The following is a 17,289-nucleotide window of genomic DNA, read 5'->3' as shown; positions in this document are numbered from 1 at the left end:
CGCTTCGGGCGGCCGCCGGCCGGGTACAGTGAATTCAACCGCTGCCTGCCGTCAATCTTGCCCACTTCCCCGTCCCGTGTCGCTTTCGCCTTGCGCCCGCGCCGGTGGTGGCTGGTCGCCTGGGTGACGGGGCCGGTGTTGGCGCTGGCGGCCTACGACGCCTCGCGCGTGCTCGAGGCCGCGGCCGCCCGCGGCCCGCGCGTCGTCGAGCAGGCCCAGGCCCTGGTGCAGCAGATCGAGCGCAGCGGCACGGTCGAGGAACTGCAGCGGTTGAAGGACATCAACGATTTCTTCAACCGCCGCCTGGCCTTCAAGGACGATTCGGTGGTCTGGGGCGTGCCGGACTACTGGGCCTCGCCGCTGGAAAGCCTGGAAAAGCGCGCCGGCGACTGCGAGGACTACGCCATCGCCAAGTACTTCGGCCTGGCCGCCACGGGCGTGCCGACGGCCAAGCTGCGCATGGTCTACGTCAGGGCGCGGCTTCAGGGGCAGTCGCTCGCCCATATGGTGCTGGCCTACTATGCCCAGCCGGGCGCCGAGCCGCTGATCCTGGACAACCTGCGGCCCGAGGTCTTGCCCGCGTCGCAGCGCGGCGACCTGACGCCGGTATTCAGCTTCAACACCGAGGGCCTGTGGCAGGGCGTGGGCCAGGTGACGGCGGGCGACCCGCTGGCGCGCCTGTCGCTGTGGCGCGAGCTGGTGGCCAAGGTCAGGGCAGAAGGGTTTCTATGACGGGGAGTGAGACATGTCCTTGATGCGGCAGATCGCCTGGCTGGTGCTCGGCGTGGTCCTGGCCGCGCTGGTGGGCGCGGTCGGCCTGTCCACGGTCTCGGCGCGCCAGCTGATGCGCACCCAGCTCGAGCTGAAGAACGCCGACAACGCCCAGGCACTGGCCCTGGCCCTGTCGCAACAGCAGGGCGACCGCGAGCTGATCAAGCTGCTGGTGTCGGCCCAGTTCGACACCGGCGCCTACGAATTCGTGCGTTGGCGCGGCCCCAAGGGCGAGACCCTGTTCGAGCGCGCCGAGGCGCCGCGCCCCGGCCAGGCGCCGGCCTGGTTCCGCGGCCTGCTGCCCATCGAGGCCGCGGCCGGCGTGGCGCAGCTGTCCAACGGCTGGAACGCCATCGGTTCCGTGGAGCTCAGGAGCCATTCCAGCTATGCCCACGACGCGCTGTGGCTGACCTCGCGCCGCCTGCTGGCCTGGCTGCTCCTCGTCGGCATCGTCGCGGCCGTGCTGGCCTGGGCCGGCCTGCGGCGCATCCGCCGCCCGCTGGACGCCGCCGTGGCCCAGGCCGAGGGCGTGCTGGCCGGCAGCTATGGCCAGGTCATCGAGCCGCGCGTGCCCGAGCTGCAGCGGCTGACGCGGGCCATGAATGCGATGGTGCAGCGCGTGCGCGATCTGTTCGAGGCCCAGGCGGGGCAGTTGCTGGTGCTGCGCGAGCAGGTGCATCACGATCCGCTGACGGGGGTCTCGACGCGCAAGCATTTCCTGGCCGAGCTGGACGCCGCGCTGCGCCGGGACGACGGCCCGGCCGTGGCCGGCCTCGTGCTCGTGCGCCTGCGCGACCTGTCCGACCTGAATGCGCGCCTGGGGCGCGGCGCCGTCGACGACGTGCTGCTGACCGTGGTGACGGCCTTGCAGGCCTATCCGGAATCGGTCGCCGGCTGCCGCGTGGGGCGCCTGAACGGTGGCGACTTTGCGCTGTGGTTGCCGGCCGAGGGCGTGGCCGCCGAGACGGCCCACGCGCTGGCCGACGCGCTGCGCGCCAGCCTGCCGGCCTTCGGCCCGGGCGTGCAAGTGGCCCTCGGCGCCATCGAACTGCCGCGTGAGCGGCCCAGCAATATCTGGCTGGGCGAGGCCGATGCCGCCCTGGCCCGTGCCGAACACCAGAGCGAGGCCCGCGGCGGCTTCGTCGTCGAGATCGTGGCTGACCCCGGCATCGGCCGTGAACAGGGCGAGGGCCTGTGGCGGGCCCAGTTGCAGGACGCGGTCAGCCAGCAGCGTGCCCGCCTGGTCGAGTTCCCGGTGCGCGACCGCAGCGGTCGCGTGCTGCACCTGGAATGCCCGCTGCAGCTCCAGCTCGATGAAGACTTCCAGTCCGCTTCGGCGTGGCTGCCCTTGGCGGTGCGGGCGCGCATGACCGCTCACGTCGACCTGCTTGCCGTCGACCTGGCGCTGAAGGCGATCGCGGCCGACGGCAAGGCGCGCTGCATCAATGTGGCGCCGGTGTCGCTGGCCGACGCCGCCTTCCTGCCGCAATTGCGCGAGCTGCTGGCGCAATGGCCGCAGGCCTCGCGTTCGTTGTTGCTGGATCTGGCGGAGGCGGCGGCGACCGAACACTTCGAGCGCCTGCTGGAGTTCGGCCGCCAGCTGCGACCGCTGGGCGTCAAGCTGGGCCTGGAACATGCGGGAGCCGGCCTGGCCCAGGTCGAGAAGCTCTACCAGGCCGGGCTGGACTATGTGAAGCTGGACGCCTCGGTGCTGCTGGGCGTGGCCGGCGAGGCGGGCCGCGCGGCCTTTGTGCGCGGCATGGTCATCATGCTGCGCAGCCTGGCGCTCACGGTCTATGGCGAAGGCGTCGTCGACGAGATGGACGCCCAGGCGCTGTGGGACTGCGAGCTGGACGGGCTGACGGGGCCGTGGGTGACGGGCTGGAAGGGCTAGGTTTTTGGGTTGGTTTTGCATAGAGCGTGTTTGCTCGATGCATTGCCGGGAGTCCGTCCCGGCGGCCGGGTAACTTTCTTCTGCGGGGCCAGAAGAAAGTCACCAAAGAAGAGGCCCTGAACCGCACACCAGCACCACGACGCCATGAATGGCGCGCGAAAACGTCTGCTGGCATTGCGGGAAGAAGCGACCCGCTGCGGTCTCGCAGCTGTCCCTGTCACCAGCACCATTCATCGCACCACCTGTCCGCTGAACGCGCGGCTGCACGCCGGGCTCACGAGAAATGCCAAACGCAGCGTCGCTCGGGCGACGCGACGGGCATCAGAGACGGTGGCGGGTTCGCTGCGAGCAACCCAATCCTTAGATCTTCATCTCCCACCTCAACAGCCACTGCGTATAGCTGGGGCCGCCGCTGCGCGACGTGATGAGCTGGTCGCCCGTGTTGATGATGGTGCCGTTGAAGTAGTCCAGCGCCGACAGATTCGTCGCCGACAGCCGCAGCGACTGCTCGGTGTTGATGGCCCACAGCGCGAAGGCGTCCACCACGGCCTTGCGGCTGGCGGTGGTCTCGGTGATCTGGGTCTGCTGGATGACGGTCGACGGCGTCCAGTTCAGCGACGCGCCGAGCGTCAGCGGAACCGATCTCAGCCTGTAGTCCGCACCCAGATTCGCCGTGCCCTTGGGCTGACCATCGATGTGGTTGTTAGGCCCCGGGATGCCTTCGACGCGTGACGTGAAGACACTGAAGTTGCTGCGCACATTGATGGGCAGGGCATCCTCGACATACTCGTCGAGGCGAAAGCGCGCCTCCAGCTCGACGCCGGCCGTCGAGGCCTTGCCGATGTTCTGCGGCCGGGCCACCCAGCGCTGGGTGGCCGCCCAGGGCACCGTCTCCAGCGAAGTCACGTTGCGCATCAGGTTGGTGATGCGGCGGGCGAAGAAGTTGGCGCTGAGCAGGCCGCCCTTGGTCAGGTAGTGCTCATAGCCGACCTCGAAGCCAGTGGCGAGTTCGGGCTTGAGGTCGGGGTTGCCGGCGCGGTCGGGCGTGTTGGCCTGGTGGGGCACCTGGCTGTTGATGGTCGGCCGGGCGATCAGGTCCTGCAGCTGCGGGCTGCGGTAGCTGCGCGTCAGGCTGGCGCGGATCATGTCGCGGCCCTTGTCGTCGAGCTTGTAGCGGGCGTGGGCCAGCGGCGTGAAGACGCTGGACTTGTTGCGCGCGTCGTAGCTGGCCGCGCTGGATCGGGTGGTGATGCCCTCCCAGCGCAGGCCGGCGTAGAAGTCCCATTGCTTGCCGACGTTCCACTCGTCCTGCGCATAGGCGGCGATGCGGGTGGATGAGGCGTCGAGGTCGTCGCCGAAGTCGTCCAATCCCGGCTGCGGCGCGCCGTTGACGAGGGTGACGCGGTTGGTGTGGCGGCTCGTGCCTTCACCCTCGATGCCGCTGACCAGACTGTGGTCGCCGCCGAGGTTGTGCGAGATCTTGGCCAGTGCGCTCCAGCTGCTGTCCCGACTGGTGTTGCTGTCGTCCTGCAGGCGCGAGGGCGTGCCGGCCAGACTTTCCTGGCGCACGCTATGGCCTTCGGCGCGCGCGCGGCCCAGGCCGCCGCGCGCTTCCACCCGCGTGTCGGCGCTGAGCTTGCTTTGCCATTGCGCGTTCAGCCGCGCCATCGTGAAGCGGCTGTCGCCGTCACTGTCGGCCTGGTCGAAGAAGCCGGGCGGCCTGGGGTTGGGCTGGGGCGTCGTCGTCTGCAGCAGCTGGGTGTTGCTGCTGGACTTGGTGGACACGATGAAGGGCTGGATGGCCAGGCTGTCCGTCGCGTTGAGCTTGAGCTGCAAGCGGCCGGTGATGTTGATGGCGCTGCGCTCGTCCTGGCTGCGGCCGCGCGACACCAGCAGGCTGTCGCTGTTGGTCGCCACCGTGTGGGTCAGCGTGTCGTTGATGATGTTGTCGATGCGCTCGCCATGCATGGCGTTGACGGTCAGGTTGTAGGCATGACCCTCGCCGAAGTTGTCGTTGCGCGTCCAGCTGATGCCGGGGCTGAGCTTGCCGCGCTCGGTGGCAAAGCCGGCGCGGAACTCGTTGAGTCGCTTCTTCAGCGCCTCGCGCAGCACGATGTTGATGGTGCCGGCCACGGCGCGGGTGCCGTACTCGGCCGTGGGCGCACGCAGCACCTCGATGCGCTCGACCTGCTCGGGCGGCAGCTGGTCCAGCGAGAAGCCCGGCGGCATGCGCTCGCCGTTGACGAGGATCTGGGTGTAGCCGCCGCCCATGCCGCGCATGCGGATGTCGCCGCCACGGCCCGGGCGGCCACCGGTCGTCACGCCAGGCAGGCGCTTGATCATCTCGCCCAGCGTCGAGTCGCCGAACTTCTCGATCTCCTCGCGGGTGATGACGATCTTGCTGGCCGTCGAGGCCTTGCGGATGGACTCATCGCTGGCCGTGCCGCTGATCTCGACGCGTTTGAGCTGTTCGGACTTGCCGTCGGCTGGCTTGGCCGCCGGGCGCTGGGCAGGCCGCGCCGGCGCGGACGCGGGAGCATCGGGCGGCGGGGTTTGGGCAGCAGCGGAAAAGCTGCCGCAGGCCGCCAACAGGGCGGCCGCGGAAACACGGGTGAGTCGCATGGCCGGCAGTGTGCCGTCGGGCCCGCGCCGCCTTGTGGCGGGGCGGTGAACGAAAAATTTCTTTACCGAGCCTGCCAGGGCCTGTTGGCGCTACGGCAACGGGCCGCGTTGTGACCAGAAAGGCCGCGAGCAAGGCGCAAAGCGCAGCCGGGTTGGGTACCCGGCGAGCATTTGCAACGCTGCGCGCGGCCTTTCTGGTCACAACCCTTCGGGAAGGCCCGCCGCCAGGGGCCACTCGGCGTTGCACCGCTTGCCCGCACGCGAGTGCGGGCGGCGCGATGCGCCTTGATTGGTCCCTGGCGGCGGGCCTTCGCGACCCATTGCCGTAGCACCAACCGGCCCTAATCGCTCACCGCCGTGACGATTTCGCGATGCATCGGCGCCAGCCGCGCCAGCATGCCGTTCTGGGCGGCGAAGGGAATGCCCCTGGCGTCCATGGCCTGCTGCAGGATCTCCACCAGCGCATTGAAGTCGCGCCGCTGGATCTCCAGGTCCTGGTGCACCAGCTTCATCGGCGCGCCCTGGTAGCTGCAGGGGCCGCCGGCTTCCTGGCAGAGCTGTTCGGTCAGCTGGGCCGTCAGGTTCTCGCGGTTGACGGTCTTGAAGAAGGGGGCCGTGCGCGGGTCGGCGATCAGGCGCGGCACGAAGTCGTCCATCACCGCGCGGATGCCGGCCTTGCCGCCCCAGGCCTGGTAGACGCTGTCGTTGGCCGGCGGCGTCTGGGCAAACGCAGCGGAACAGACCAGCAGGCTGGCGAGGAGAGCAAGGCGCATGGGGTGACTCCTAGAGCGCGAACTGGGCGGACAGATAGCTGCCCGTCTGGCGCTTGGGTTGCACGGCCGGCGCGATGCGGCCGAGATCCACCCAGGCGGCGGTCAACGAGAAATGCTTGCTCGGCGCCCAGGCGACGAAGACATCCTTCCAGTCGTCCTCCTTCAGCGCGCCGGCGCCGAGGACGGACTGGTTCAGGTTGTCGGGCTTGGCGCGGAACTCGAAGCCGATGGCCAGGTCCTTGCGCAACAGCTTGGCGACCGAGAACTCGGGCTGCAGGCGATAGCCCTTGCCCTGGGCGCCGCCAAAGCCCAGCAGGCCGTTCTGATTGGCCTTGGTGGCGCGCAGCGTCAGGTTGACGAGCACACCGTCGGCCAGGAACAGCTTGGTGGCGCTGGCATAGAAGTCGGTGCCCGAGTCCTTGGCGCCCAGCGGCCCGAACAGGGTGGGGCCGAGGTTGCCCGCATGGGTCTTCTTGTGCTCCAGGCCGACGGCGATCTGGGGCATCAGGGTGTCGCTGTCGAGCACGGCGTCGCCGGCGACGCGGACCTTGAGGCCCAGGATGTCCTGCTTCAGGTGCAGGCCATCCAGGCCGAGGGGGGCGAGATTGCTCTCGGTGTCGAAGTCCTGCTTGGCCAGCGACAGCTCGATGCGGTCGTGGAAGGCGACGGCGGCGCCATAGGTCAGCAGGCCGTAGTTGTCGGTCTTGGCGCGGGTGATGAAGGCGGTGCCGCCGATCTCGCCGGCCGTGGCGTAGCTGCCGGTCACCGCCCAGGGCGTCAGGCCACCGCCGGCCGCGCCGTCGATGCTGGACACGCCGCCGGTCAGCAGCAGCTTGCCGCTGGATTGGGCGAAGGCGGGGGCGCCGAGCAGGGCAGCGGTGAGCAGAAGGAGGGGACGGCGCATGGAATCTCCGGCGGCAATGCGAGGCCGCCTCACTCTACGCAGAAAGCCCCCTAACCGGATGCAAACCCCTCGCGGGCTAGACTGCTGGCCCCGTTTCCCGTGAACTGTTCCCTGCCATGACCGCGATCTCTGACGTCCAGCTGCAACCCCTGCTGCAAGCCGTGGTGGACCCTGGTAGCGGCCGCGTGCTGGGCGAGTCCAAGGCGGTCCGCTCCATCAATGTCGACGGCGCCGACGTGAGCGTCGACATCGAGCTGGGCTACCCGGCGGCCAGCCAGCATGCCGCCCTGCGCGCGGCGGTGATCGCCGCGGCCAAGAGCGTGGCCGGCGTCGGCAATGTCAGCGTCGCCATCTCGACCAAGGTCGTGGCCCATGCCGTGCAGCGCGGCGTGCAGTTGCTGCCGGGCGTCAAGAACATCATCGCCGTGGCCTCCGGCAAGGGCGGCGTGGGCAAGAGCACCACGGCCGCCAACCTGGCCCTGGCCCTGCATGCCGAGGGCGCTCGCGTGGGAGTGCTGGACGCCGACGTCTACGGCCCCAGCCAGCCGCTGATGCTGGGCGCCAGCGGCCGCCCCGAGACCCTGGACGGCCAGACCATGGAGCCCCATGTCGCCCATGGCCTGCAGGTCAACTCCATCGGCTTCCTGGTCGATGACGACCAGGCCATGATCTGGCGCGGCCCCATGGCCACCCAGGCCCTGGAGCAGCTGCTGCGCCAGACCCGCTGGCAGGAGCTGGACTACCTCATCGTCGACATGCCGCCCGGCACCGGCGACATCCAGCTGACCCTGTCCCAGCGCGTGCCCGTCACCGGTGCCGTCATCGTCACGACGCCCCAGGACATCGCGCTGATCGACGCCAAGAAGGGCCTGAAGATGTTCGAGAAGGTGGGCGTGCCCATCATCGGCATCGTCGAGAACATGGCCGTGCACATCTGCTCCCACTGCGGCCATGCCGAGCACATCTTCGGCGCCGAGGGCGGCGCGAAGATGGCAGCCCAGTACGGCACGGAGCTGCTGGCGGCCCTGCCGCTGGCCATGAGCATCCGTGCCCAGGCCGATTCCGGCACGCCCACGGTCGCCGCCGAGCCGGACGGCGAAGTGGCGGCGCTTTACAAAGCGCTGGCCCGCAAGGTGGCGTCCAAGATCGCCGCCCAGGGCAAGGACTACTCGGCCAAGTTCCCGAGCATCTCGATCTCCAAGGCCACTTGAGGCGTCACCTGACGCCGCGCTGACACGGCTGGATACCCGACCTGTCTTGTCCCCCTGGATTGCCACCCTGGACAAGCCCTCTCCTTTGTGAAGAAATCACCTTGCGGTGGCCGAAGCTGGCTGCTGGCGTGATTCGTTCCTGCACAAGAGCGGGCGCTGCCCGCAGGAGACAGCCGAATGGACATGGACCGGAGGCAATTCTTCCGGGTGAGCGGGGCAGGGCTGGCAGCGTCCAGTCTGGTGGCCCTGGGGTTCTCGCCGACGGCCGCCCTGGCCGAGGCGCGCAACTTCAAGCTTGCCCGGGCGACCGAGACCCGCAACACCTGCCCCTACTGCTCGGTGGGCTGCGGCATCATCATGTACAGCTTGGGCGACAAGGCGAAGAACGTCACCTCGTCCATCATCCACATCGAGGGCGACCCCGACCACCCTGTCAACCGCGGCACCCTCTGCCCCAAGGGCGCGGGCCTGCTGGACTTCGTGCACAGCCCCAACCGGCTGAAGCATCCGGAGATCCGCGAGCCGGGCGCGACGGAATGGAAGCGCGTCAGCTGGGACGAGGCCATGAACCGCCTCGTCAAGCTGATGAAGGCCGACCGCGACGCCAACTTCCAGGCCAGCAACGCCGCCGGCCAGACGGTCAACCGCTGGACGAGCACCGGCATCCTGGCCGCCTCGGCCTCGTCCAATGAAACGGGCTACATCACGCACAAGGTGATGCGCAGCCTGGGAATGCTCGTATTCGACAACCAGGCCCGTGTTTGACACGGCCCGACGGTGGCCAGTCTGGCCCCGACGTTCGGCCGCGGCGCGATGACCAACCACTGGGTGGACATCAAGAACGCAGACCTGGTACTCATCATGGGCGGCAATGCCGCCGAGGCCCACCCCTGCGGCTTCAAGTGGGTCGTCGAGGCCAAGCAGCACAACAAGGCCAGGCTGGTCGTCGTGGACCCGCGCTTCACGCGCTCGGCCGCCATGGCCGACTACTACGCGCCCATCCGCGCCGGCTCCGACATCGCCTTCCTCAGCGGCGTCATCAACTACCTGCTGAGCAACAACAAGATCCAGACCGAATACGTCCGCCACTACACCAACGCCACCTTCATCGTCGGCGAGGGCTACAAGTTCGAGGACGGCATCTTCAGCGGCTACGACGAGGCCAAGCGCAGCTACAACCCCGCCTCCTGGGGCTATGAGCTGGACGACAAGGGCTTCGCCAAGGTCGACATGAGCATGGAGCACCCGCGCTGCGTGCTCAATGTGATGAAGCAGCACTACTCGCGCTACACGCCCGAGCAGGTCAGCAAGATCACCGGCACGCCCAAGGAGAAGTTCCTCAAGGTCTGCGAGCACATCGCCAGCACCTCCACGCCCGACCGCACCATGACCATCATGTATGCCCTCGGCTGGACGCAGCACAGCATGGGCTCGCAGATGATCCGCACCGGGGCGCTGGTGCAGCTGCTGCTGGGCAATATCGGCCAGCCGGGCGGCGGCATGAACGCGCTGCGCGGCCACAGCAACATCCAGGGCCTGACCGACCTCGGACTGCTGTCCACCTCTTTGCCCGGCTACCTGAGCCTGCCGCGCGACAACGAGCAGGACCTCGACACCTACTACAAGACCCGCGCCCTCAAGCCCCTGCGCCCGGGGCAGATGAGCTACTGGCAGAACTACCCCAAGTTCTTCGTCAGCTACATGAAGTCGACCTTCGGCAAGGCGGCCACGGCCGAGAACAGCTGGGGCTACCACTGGCTGCCCAAGTGGGACGTCGGCTATGACGTGCTGCGCGCCTTCGAGATGATGAACCAGGGCAAGCTCAACGGCTATATCTGCCAGGGCTTCAACCCGGTGGGAAGCTTCCCGAACAAGAAGAAGATCGTCGCGGGCCTCAGCAAGCTGAAGTACCTCGTCATCATCGATCCGCTCAACACCGAGACGGCGGAGTTCTGGAAGAACTACGGCGAGCACAACGACGTCAAGAGCGCCGAGATCCAGACCACGGTGTTCCGCTTCCCGTCGACCTGCTTCGCCGAGGAGGACGGGGCCCTGACCAACTCCGGACGCTGGCTGCAATGGCACTGGAAGGGCGCCGAGCCCCCGGGCGAGGCCCGCGGCGACCCGGAGATCATTGCCGAGCTGTTCATGCGCCTGAAGGCCGCCTACGCCAAGGAAGGCGGCGCCTTCCCCGACCCCATCGTCAACCTGACCTGGCCCTATCTGCAGCCCACCAAGCCCTCGGCCGAGGAACTGGCCAAGGAGTACAACGGCAAGGCGCTTGCCGACGTGACCGACCCCAAGGACGCGACCAAGGTGCTGGCCAAGGCCGGCGAGCAGCTCAGCGGCTTCGGGCTGCTGCGCGACGACGGCACGACGGCGGCCGGCTGCTGGATCTATACCGGCGCCTGGACGCAGGCCGGCAACCAGATGGCCCAGCGCGACAACGCCGACCCCTGGGGCATAGGCCAGACGCTGAACTGGGCCTGGGCCTGGCCGGCCAACCGGCGCGTGCTCTACAACGCCGCGTCCTGCGACCCGACGGGCAAGCCCTGGAACCCCAAGCGTCGCCTCGTCAGCTGGAGCGGTGACAAATGGGGCGGCTCCGACGTGCCGGACATCCGGCCCGACGCCAACCCGGGCGACGCCGATGCGGTGCGGCCCTTCATCATGACGTCCGAGGGCGTGGCGCGCCTCTTTGCGCCCAGCGGCATGGTGGACGGGCCCCTGCCCGAGCACTACGAGCCCTTCGAGACGCCGCTGCTCAACAACCCCATGCACCCGGGCAACGCCAAGGCCAAGTCCAACCCGGCCGCGCGCGTCTTCAAGGGTGACATGGAGGCCTTCGGCCAGCCCAAGGACTTCCCGTATGTGGCGACCAGCTACCGGCTGACCGAGCACTTCCACTACTGGACCAAGAATGTGCGCACCTCGGCCATCATCCAGCCTCAGCAGTTCGTCGAGATCGGCGAGGAGCTGGCCAAGGAAAAGGGCGTGGCCAATGGCGACTGGGTCAAGGTGACGAGCAACCGCGGCTTCATCAAGGCCGTGGCCGTTGTCACCAAGCGCATCGCGTCCCTGGACGTGGACGGCAAGCGCGTGCACACCGTGGGCCTGCCCAATCACTGGGGCTTTGTCGGCGTGGCCAAGCCCGGCTATCTGGTCAACACGCTGACCCCCTTCGTGGGCGACGCGAACACCCAGACGCCGGAGTTCAAGAGCTTCACCGTGAACCTTGAGAAAGCCTGAGGGAGAGCGACCATGTCATCACTCCAATCCCTCGACATCGCCAAGCGCTCGGCCACCACGACGCCATCCACGCAGGCACGCACCCATGTCGCCGAGGTCGCCAAGCTCATCGACGTGAGTTCCTGCATCGGCTGCAAGGCCTGCCAGGTGGCCTGCATGCAGTGGAACGACCTGCGTGACGAGGTCGGCGAGAACCACGGCACTTACGACAACCCGCGCGACCTCACCGCCCAGAGCTGGACGGTCATGCGCTACTCCGAGGTGGAGGTCGAGAAGGACAAGCTCGAGTGGCTGATCCGCAAGGATGGCTGCATGCACTGCGAGGACCCGGGCTGCCTGAAGAGCTGCCCGGCCCCCGGTGCCATCGTGAAGTACACGAATGGCATCGTCGACTTCATCTCCGAGCACTGCATCGGCTGCGGCAACTGCGTGACCGGCTGCCCCTTCGACGTGCCGCGCATCAGCAAGGTCGACACCAAGGCCTACAAGTGCAGCCTCTGCTCGGACCGCGTCGGCGTGGGCCTGGAGCCGGCCTGCGTGAAGGCCTGCCCGACGGGCGCCATCCGCTTCGGCACCAAGGAAGACATGCTGCAGTTCGGCGCCGAGCGCATCGTTGACCTGAAGGAGCGCGGCTATGCCAACGCGGGCGTCTACGACCCGCCGGGCGTGGGCGGCACCCATGTCGTCTATGTGCTGCAGCATGCCGACAAGCCCGAGCTGTACCACGGCCTGCCCGCCGATCCCAAGATCAGCTCGTTGGTGTCGTTGTGGAAGGGCGCGGCCAAGCCGCTGGCCGTGGCGGCCATGATCGGCGCGGCAATTGCCGGCTTCTTCCACTACACGCGCGTCGGGCCCATCGAGGACCCTGACGACCCCGAAGCCGACCGCAACGTCGCCCGCGACGATGCGGACCAACCCAACGCCTGACAGGAGCGCACCATGGGGACCCGCTTCATTCAGCGCTACAACGCTGGCGAGCGCACCAACCACTGGTTGATCGTGCTGTTCTTCCTCGGCGCCGGCCTGTCGGGCCTGGCCTTCTTCCACCCGGGCTTCTACTTCCTGACGGCCCTGTTCGGCGGCGGCACCTGGGCGCGCATCCTGCATCCCTTCATGGGGCTGCTGATGGCGCTGTGCTTCCTCGCCCTGTTCCTCAAGCTGTGGCGACACAACGTGATGAACGAGGCGGACAAGGAATGGATGAAGCACAGCGGCGCGATGCTGCGCGGCGACAAGAGCCGCATGCCGCCCGCGGGCCGCTACAACGGCGGCCAGAAGCAGGTGTTCTGGGTCATGGTCGTCAGCCTGGCCGTGCTGGTGCTGACCGGCTTCATCTTCTGGCAGCCCTGGTTTGCCGACAGCTTCCCCATCGTTGCCCGCCGCATCGCCGTCGTGCTGCATGCCTTGTCGGCCACGGTGCTGATCCTGGCCGTCATCGTGCACGTCTACGCGGCCATCTGGGTCAAGGGCACCCTGCGCGCGATGACGCGAGGCACGGTCACCGAGGGCTGGGCGCGTCAGAATCATGCGCAGTGGCATCGTGAAATGACCAATGACCGTCGGTAGCACGCAAACCAAGATCCTCAGCCCGGAAGAGATCGCCGTCCGCGCCGGCGAGCAACTGACCTTCCTGCATCTGCCCGAGGCCGGCGTCTTCGCCGACCGGGCCCTGCGCCTGCGCGAGTTGGCCGCCGGCCATGCGATGCGCGATTTTTTACTCTTCCTCGCCGAACTGGCCGAGGCCCAGCATCGCGCGTTGTCGGCCGGCGCCGAGGTGCCGCTGCCCACGGCCGAGCAGGTCGATGCTGCTGCCCGCGCGGGTCAACCCCTGCTGCCGGCCGAAACCTGGCCGCGCGCCGCCGTCTGGCGCGAATCGCTGCGCACGCTGCTGGCCGACCTGGCGCGCCGACTGCCTGAGGGCCCGGCCAAGGCCACGACCCTGCAATTGGTGGCTGCCAGCGACGAGCACCTGGAGACGCAAGCCGGCCGCCTGCTGAGCGGCGTCATGCTGGGCCTGGATATGGCCAGCGCGCCGCTGATCGCCGCCGGCCTGCAATTGCATTGGGTGCGGCTGACGCAGCAGACGGCAGCGCGCACGGCGGGCCCGGTCGCCGCCTTCGGCCGCATCGACGACCCCACCGCCTGCCCCTGCTGCGGCTCGACGCCGGTGGCCTCCATCGAGCGCCTCGGCTCGGAAGGGGCCCGCTACCTGGCCTGCGGCCTGTGCGCCACGCAATGGCATTACGTGCGGGTCAAGTGCACGCATTGCCAGAGCACCAAGGGCATTTCGCTGCAAAGCCTGGTGGCCGCCGACGACGGCGCCGCGACGACGACGGACGCGGTCGTGCAGGCCGAGTGCTGCAGCGAATGCGGCCGCTACCTGAAGCTGATGCACCCGGCGCGGGACCCCGGCGCCGAGCCCGTCGCGGACGACCTTGCCAGCCTGACGCTGGACCTCTTGATCAGCGAGACTGGCCTGCAGCGCCACGGCGTCAACCTGCTGCTGCTCTTCGGCGAGTCCGACGAAGCGCCACCACCAGGACGGGAACACTGATGAACGCGCCCGACGAATCCGTGGTCCACGGTTCCAAGGCGAGGCCCCCCGCAAGACCTAGCGATCTGCCGGCCCTCGACAGACTGCTGCGCGACTGCGCTGCTCTGGTCACCGAGCATGGACACACCTTGGTCGCCAAGGAGGCGAGGGCGCTGCTGGATGGTTTGCGCACCCGCGCCGTCGCCGGTGAACTGCTGCGCAGTGAGGTGGAGGCTCTGCCTCAAGCCCTCGCGACTCGCGTGCACGACCGCATGCAGCCGGCCATGCGCGCGGTGCTCAACCTGACCGGCACCGTCATCCACACCAATCTCGGCCGCTCCCTGCTGGCCGACGCGGCGCTGCAGCAGGTGATGGCCCTGATGGGCTCGCCCAACAACCTCGAGTTCGACTTGCAAGCCGGCGCGCGCGGCGACCGCGACGACCTCATCGAAGACCTGCTTTGCGAGCTGACGGGTGCCGAGGCCGCCACCGTCGTCAACAACAACGCCGCCGCCGTGCTGCTCGGCATCGCGGCTCTGGCCCGCGGCAAGGAAGCCATCGTGTCGCGCGGCGAACTCGTCGAGATCGGCGGCGCCTTCCGCATGCCCGATGTGATGAGCGCGGCCGGCGCGACGCTGGTGGAAGTGGGTACGACCAACCGCACCCATCCGCGCGACTATGAGCAGGCCCTCACGCCGCGCACCGGGCTGATCGTCAAGGTCCACACCAGCAACTATCAGGTGCAGGGCTTCACCTCGTCGGTCGATGAGGCGAGGCTGGCCCCCATCGCGCGTCAGGCCGGCGTGCCGCTGATGACCGACCTCGGCAGTGGTGCCCTGGTCGACCTGGCCAAATGGGGCCTGCCGGCCGAGCCTTTGCCGCAGGCCATGCTGGCCGCGGGTTGCGACGTCGTGACCTTCAGCGGCGACAAGCTGCTGGGCGGGCCGCAGGCGGGCCTCATCGTCGGCAGCAAGGCCGCCGTGGGGCGCATCCGCAGGTTCCCGATGAAGCGGGCGCTGCGCCTGTCCAAGCTGCCCTTCGCGGCGCTGGAGGCGACGCTGCGCCTGTATCTGCGGCCCGAGCGGCTGGTGCAGGACCTGCCAACGCTGCGGCTGCTGACACGGCCGCAGGACCAGATTGCCGAACTGGCGCGGTGCCTGCTGCCCGAGGTGGCCGCGGCTGTCACTCCTCGCTTCACCGCCGAGACCGTCGCCCTGCAAAGCCAGATCGGCTCCGGCTCCCTGCCCGTCGACCGCCTGCCTTCTGCGGGCCTGGCCCTCAGCGCCGCCGATGGCCGTGGCCGCACGCTGGAAGCGCTGGCGACGGCTCTGCGCGGCCTGCCGCGTCCCGTCATCGGCCGCATCAACGAAGACCGCCTGCTGCTGGACCTGCGCTGCCTCGAGGAGCCGGCGCTGCTGACCTCGCAGCTCGCATTGTTGAAGGAGGCGCTGGCGTGATCGTCGGTACCGCCGGCCATATCGACCATGGCAAGACCACGCTGGTACGCGCCCTGACCGGCGTCGACACCGACCGCCTGCCCGAGGAGAAGGCCCGCGGCATCAGCATCGAGCTGGGCTACGCCTACCTCGACGTTCCCAACCACGAGGAACGCATCGGCTTCATCGACGTGCCCGGCCACGAAAAGCTCGTCCACACCATGCTGGCCGGCGCCAGCGGCATCGACTTCGCGCTGTTGCTGGTCGCTGCAGACGACGGCGTCATGCCGCAGACGCGCGAGCATCTGGCCGTGCTGAGCCTGCTGGGCCTGACGCGCGGCGCCGTCGTCGTCACCAAGGCCGACCGTGCCGAGACTGGTCGCATCGAGGCGCTGCGGGGCGAGGTGAGGGCGCTGTTGGCTGGAACGGGGCTGGACGATGTGCCCATCCTCGGCGTGTCGGCCCAGACCGGGCAGGGCGTGGCCGAACTGCGCGAACTGCTGTTCGATGCCGCCCGCCGTACGCCGCCACGTGCAACTCAAGGCCTGGCCGCCCGCCTGGCCGTGGACCGCGCTTTCAGCCTCGACGGCGTCGGCACCGTCGTCACCGGCACCCTGCATGCGGGCGAGATCGCCGTCGGCGACGAGCTGTTCATCCAGAGCCGCAGAGCCCGCGTGAAGAGCCTGCATGCGCAGAACCGCGTCGTCGAGCGGGCTCAGGCTGGCCAACGCTGTGCCGTGGCCCTCGCGGGCTTGGCCAAGGAGGACGCGCCGCGCGGCCAGTGGCTGACGGCACCGGCCGCAGCGCTTGCGACCGACCGCTTCGATGCTCGTCTGATGCTGTGGCCCGGCGAAGCCAGGCCGTTGCGCTCCGGCGTCCGCGTGCACCTGCACCTGGGCGCGCAATCGGTGATGGCCAGCGTCGCGGTGCTGGAGGGCGATGCCGTCGAACCCGGCGCCTCCGCCCGTGTGCAGCTGGTCTGCCACGCACCCGTCGGCGCCTGGCGCGGCGACCGCCTGGTGCTGCGCGATGCCAGCGCATCCCGCACCATTGCCGGCGGTCTCGTGCTCGATCCCTTCGCGCCGACGCGCTACCGCCGCACGCCCGAGCGCCTGGCGGAGCTGAGTGCCTGCGAACTACCCACCGTGGCCGAGCGGCGCGAGCAGTTGCTGGCCTTGTCCTCGCTGGGCCTGGACCTCGCCCGCTTTGCCCAGGCCGAAGGTCTGGCCGAGGCGCTCGACGGCTGGGCCTTGGGTGACACGGCCCGCACGGCGCTGACCACCAGGCTGCTTGCTGCGCTGGCGGACTTCCACGCCAGGTCGCCTGATGAACTCGGCCCCGACGCCGCCCGGCTGCGCCGCCTCGTCGCGCCGCGCATCGCCGAGCCGCTGTGGCGCCAGTTGCTGAGCGAGCTGCGCGTCGTGGGCCGCGTCGCCGTGCGTGGCGCCTTCGTCCACCTGCCCGAGCACGGCGTGCAGCTGTCGGCCGCCGAGGAGCGCATCGCGCAGAAGATCGCACCGCATCTCGCCACCGCCGGCGCCGAAGGTGCCTGGGCGCGTGACCTCGCCAAGGACTGCGCCGAGCCCGAGGCACTGCTGCGTGCGACCTTGGCCCGGCTGGCCCAGCAGGGCGAACTGCACCAGGTGGTGAAGGATTTGTACTGCGACACCGCCACCATGGCCAGGCTCGCGGCCGTCGCTCGCACCATCGGCGCCGAGCAGGGCAAGGTCACCGCCGCGGCCTTCCGCGATGCGACCGGCCTGGGCCGCAAACGCGCCATCCAGCATCTCGAGCATTTCGACCGCGTCGGCCTGCTGCGCCGCGTGGGCGACGAACACAGGCTGCGGCCGGACAGCGCGCTGTTTGCGCAGGCGGCGCCGTGATGAAGCAGACCAT

The 17,289-nt window shown here is 68.9% G+C and carries 12 protein-coding genes; 9 read left to right on the top strand and 3 right to left on the bottom strand.

Going from position 1 to position 17,289, the window contains the following annotated elements:
• The first annotated feature begins 90 nt into the window (after positions 1 to 90).
• On the top strand, positions 91 to 732 hold the full coding sequence (locus tag AC3WOE_RS08075) for a transglutaminase-like cysteine peptidase (RefSeq protein WP_492689572.1): 642 nt from the start codon (positions 91 to 93) through the stop codon (positions 730 to 732).
• A 13-nt stretch (positions 733 to 745) separates the two neighbouring features.
• Positions 746 to 2,665, top strand: coding sequence for a bifunctional diguanylate cyclase/phosphodiesterase (locus AC3WOE_RS08070; RefSeq protein ID WP_492689570.1), 1,920 nt, complete (start codon positions 746 to 748; stop codon positions 2,663 to 2,665).
• Positions 2,666 to 3,025: 360 nt separating this feature from the next.
• Here the strand turns inward: AC3WOE_RS08070 and AC3WOE_RS08065 are convergent, their stop codons facing one another.
• The 3 genes from AC3WOE_RS08065 to AC3WOE_RS08055 form a co-directional block, all read right to left on the bottom strand.
• Entirely contained in the window at positions 3,026 to 5,287 is a 2,262-nt protein-coding gene (locus tag AC3WOE_RS08065) for a TonB-dependent receptor plug domain-containing protein (protein WP_492689568.1), read from the bottom strand.
• Between the two features lie 341 nt (positions 5,288 to 5,628).
• Complete coding sequence (locus tag AC3WOE_RS08060; protein WP_492689567.1) at positions 5,629 to 6,060, bottom strand: group I truncated hemoglobin; 432 nt, start codon at positions 6,058 to 6,060, stop codon at positions 5,629 to 5,631.
• Between the two features lie 10 nt (positions 6,061 to 6,070).
• Complete coding sequence (locus AC3WOE_RS08055) at positions 6,071 to 6,964, bottom strand: DUF3034 family protein (RefSeq protein ID WP_492689565.1); 894 nt, start codon at positions 6,962 to 6,964, stop codon at positions 6,071 to 6,073.
• A 116-nt stretch (positions 6,965 to 7,080) separates the two neighbouring features.
• On the opposite strand from AC3WOE_RS08055, the gene apbC reads away from it, so the two are divergent.
• The 7 genes from apbC to selB all read left to right on the top strand — a co-directional run bounded on the left by apbC (position 7,081) and on the right by selB (position 17,276).
• Positions 7,081 to 8,175 (top strand): iron-sulfur cluster carrier protein ApbC, encoded by a 1,095-nt coding sequence (gene apbC, locus AC3WOE_RS08050; protein WP_492689563.1) that lies wholly within the window; start codon positions 7,081 to 7,083, stop codon positions 8,173 to 8,175.
• A gap of 177 nt (positions 8,176 to 8,352) precedes the next feature.
• Positions 8,353 to 11,424: a formate dehydrogenase-N subunit alpha gene (fdnG, locus tag AC3WOE_RS08045; protein ID WP_492689561.1), complete on the top strand. Its 3,072-nt coding sequence runs from the start codon at positions 8,353 to 8,355 to the stop codon at positions 11,422 to 11,424.
• Positions 11,425 to 11,436: 12 nt separating this feature from the next.
• Positions 11,437 to 12,351, top strand: a complete 915-nt coding sequence (fdxH, locus tag AC3WOE_RS08040; protein WP_492689560.1) for a formate dehydrogenase subunit beta — start codon at positions 11,437 to 11,439, stop codon at positions 12,349 to 12,351.
• A gap of 12 nt (positions 12,352 to 12,363) precedes the next feature.
• Positions 12,364 to 12,990, top strand: coding sequence for a formate dehydrogenase subunit gamma (locus AC3WOE_RS08035; RefSeq protein WP_492689558.1), 627 nt, complete (start codon positions 12,364 to 12,366; stop codon positions 12,988 to 12,990).
• Complete coding sequence (fdhE, locus tag AC3WOE_RS08030; protein WP_492689557.1) at positions 12,977 to 13,978, top strand: formate dehydrogenase accessory protein FdhE; 1,002 nt, start codon at positions 12,977 to 12,979, stop codon at positions 13,976 to 13,978. The genes AC3WOE_RS08035 and fdhE overlap by 14 nt, the downstream gene beginning before the upstream one ends.
• Positions 13,978 to 15,414: an L-seryl-tRNA(Sec) selenium transferase gene (gene selA / locus AC3WOE_RS08025; protein WP_492689556.1), complete on the top strand. Its 1,437-nt coding sequence runs from the start codon at positions 13,978 to 13,980 to the stop codon at positions 15,412 to 15,414. The genes fdhE and selA overlap by 1 nt, the downstream gene beginning before the upstream one ends.
• Positions 15,411 to 17,276: a selenocysteine-specific translation elongation factor gene (gene selB / locus AC3WOE_RS08020; RefSeq protein WP_492689554.1), complete on the top strand. Its 1,866-nt coding sequence runs from the start codon at positions 15,411 to 15,413 to the stop codon at positions 17,274 to 17,276. Before selA ends, selB begins: the two co-directional genes overlap by 4 nt.
• Positions 17,277 to 17,289: the final 13 nt, after the last annotated feature.

The organism is Roseateles sp. FW305-36 (assembly GCF_058787015.1).
The sequence above is the reverse complement of the archived record's forward strand: the minus strand, read 5'-3'. Positions and strand labels throughout refer to the sequence as shown.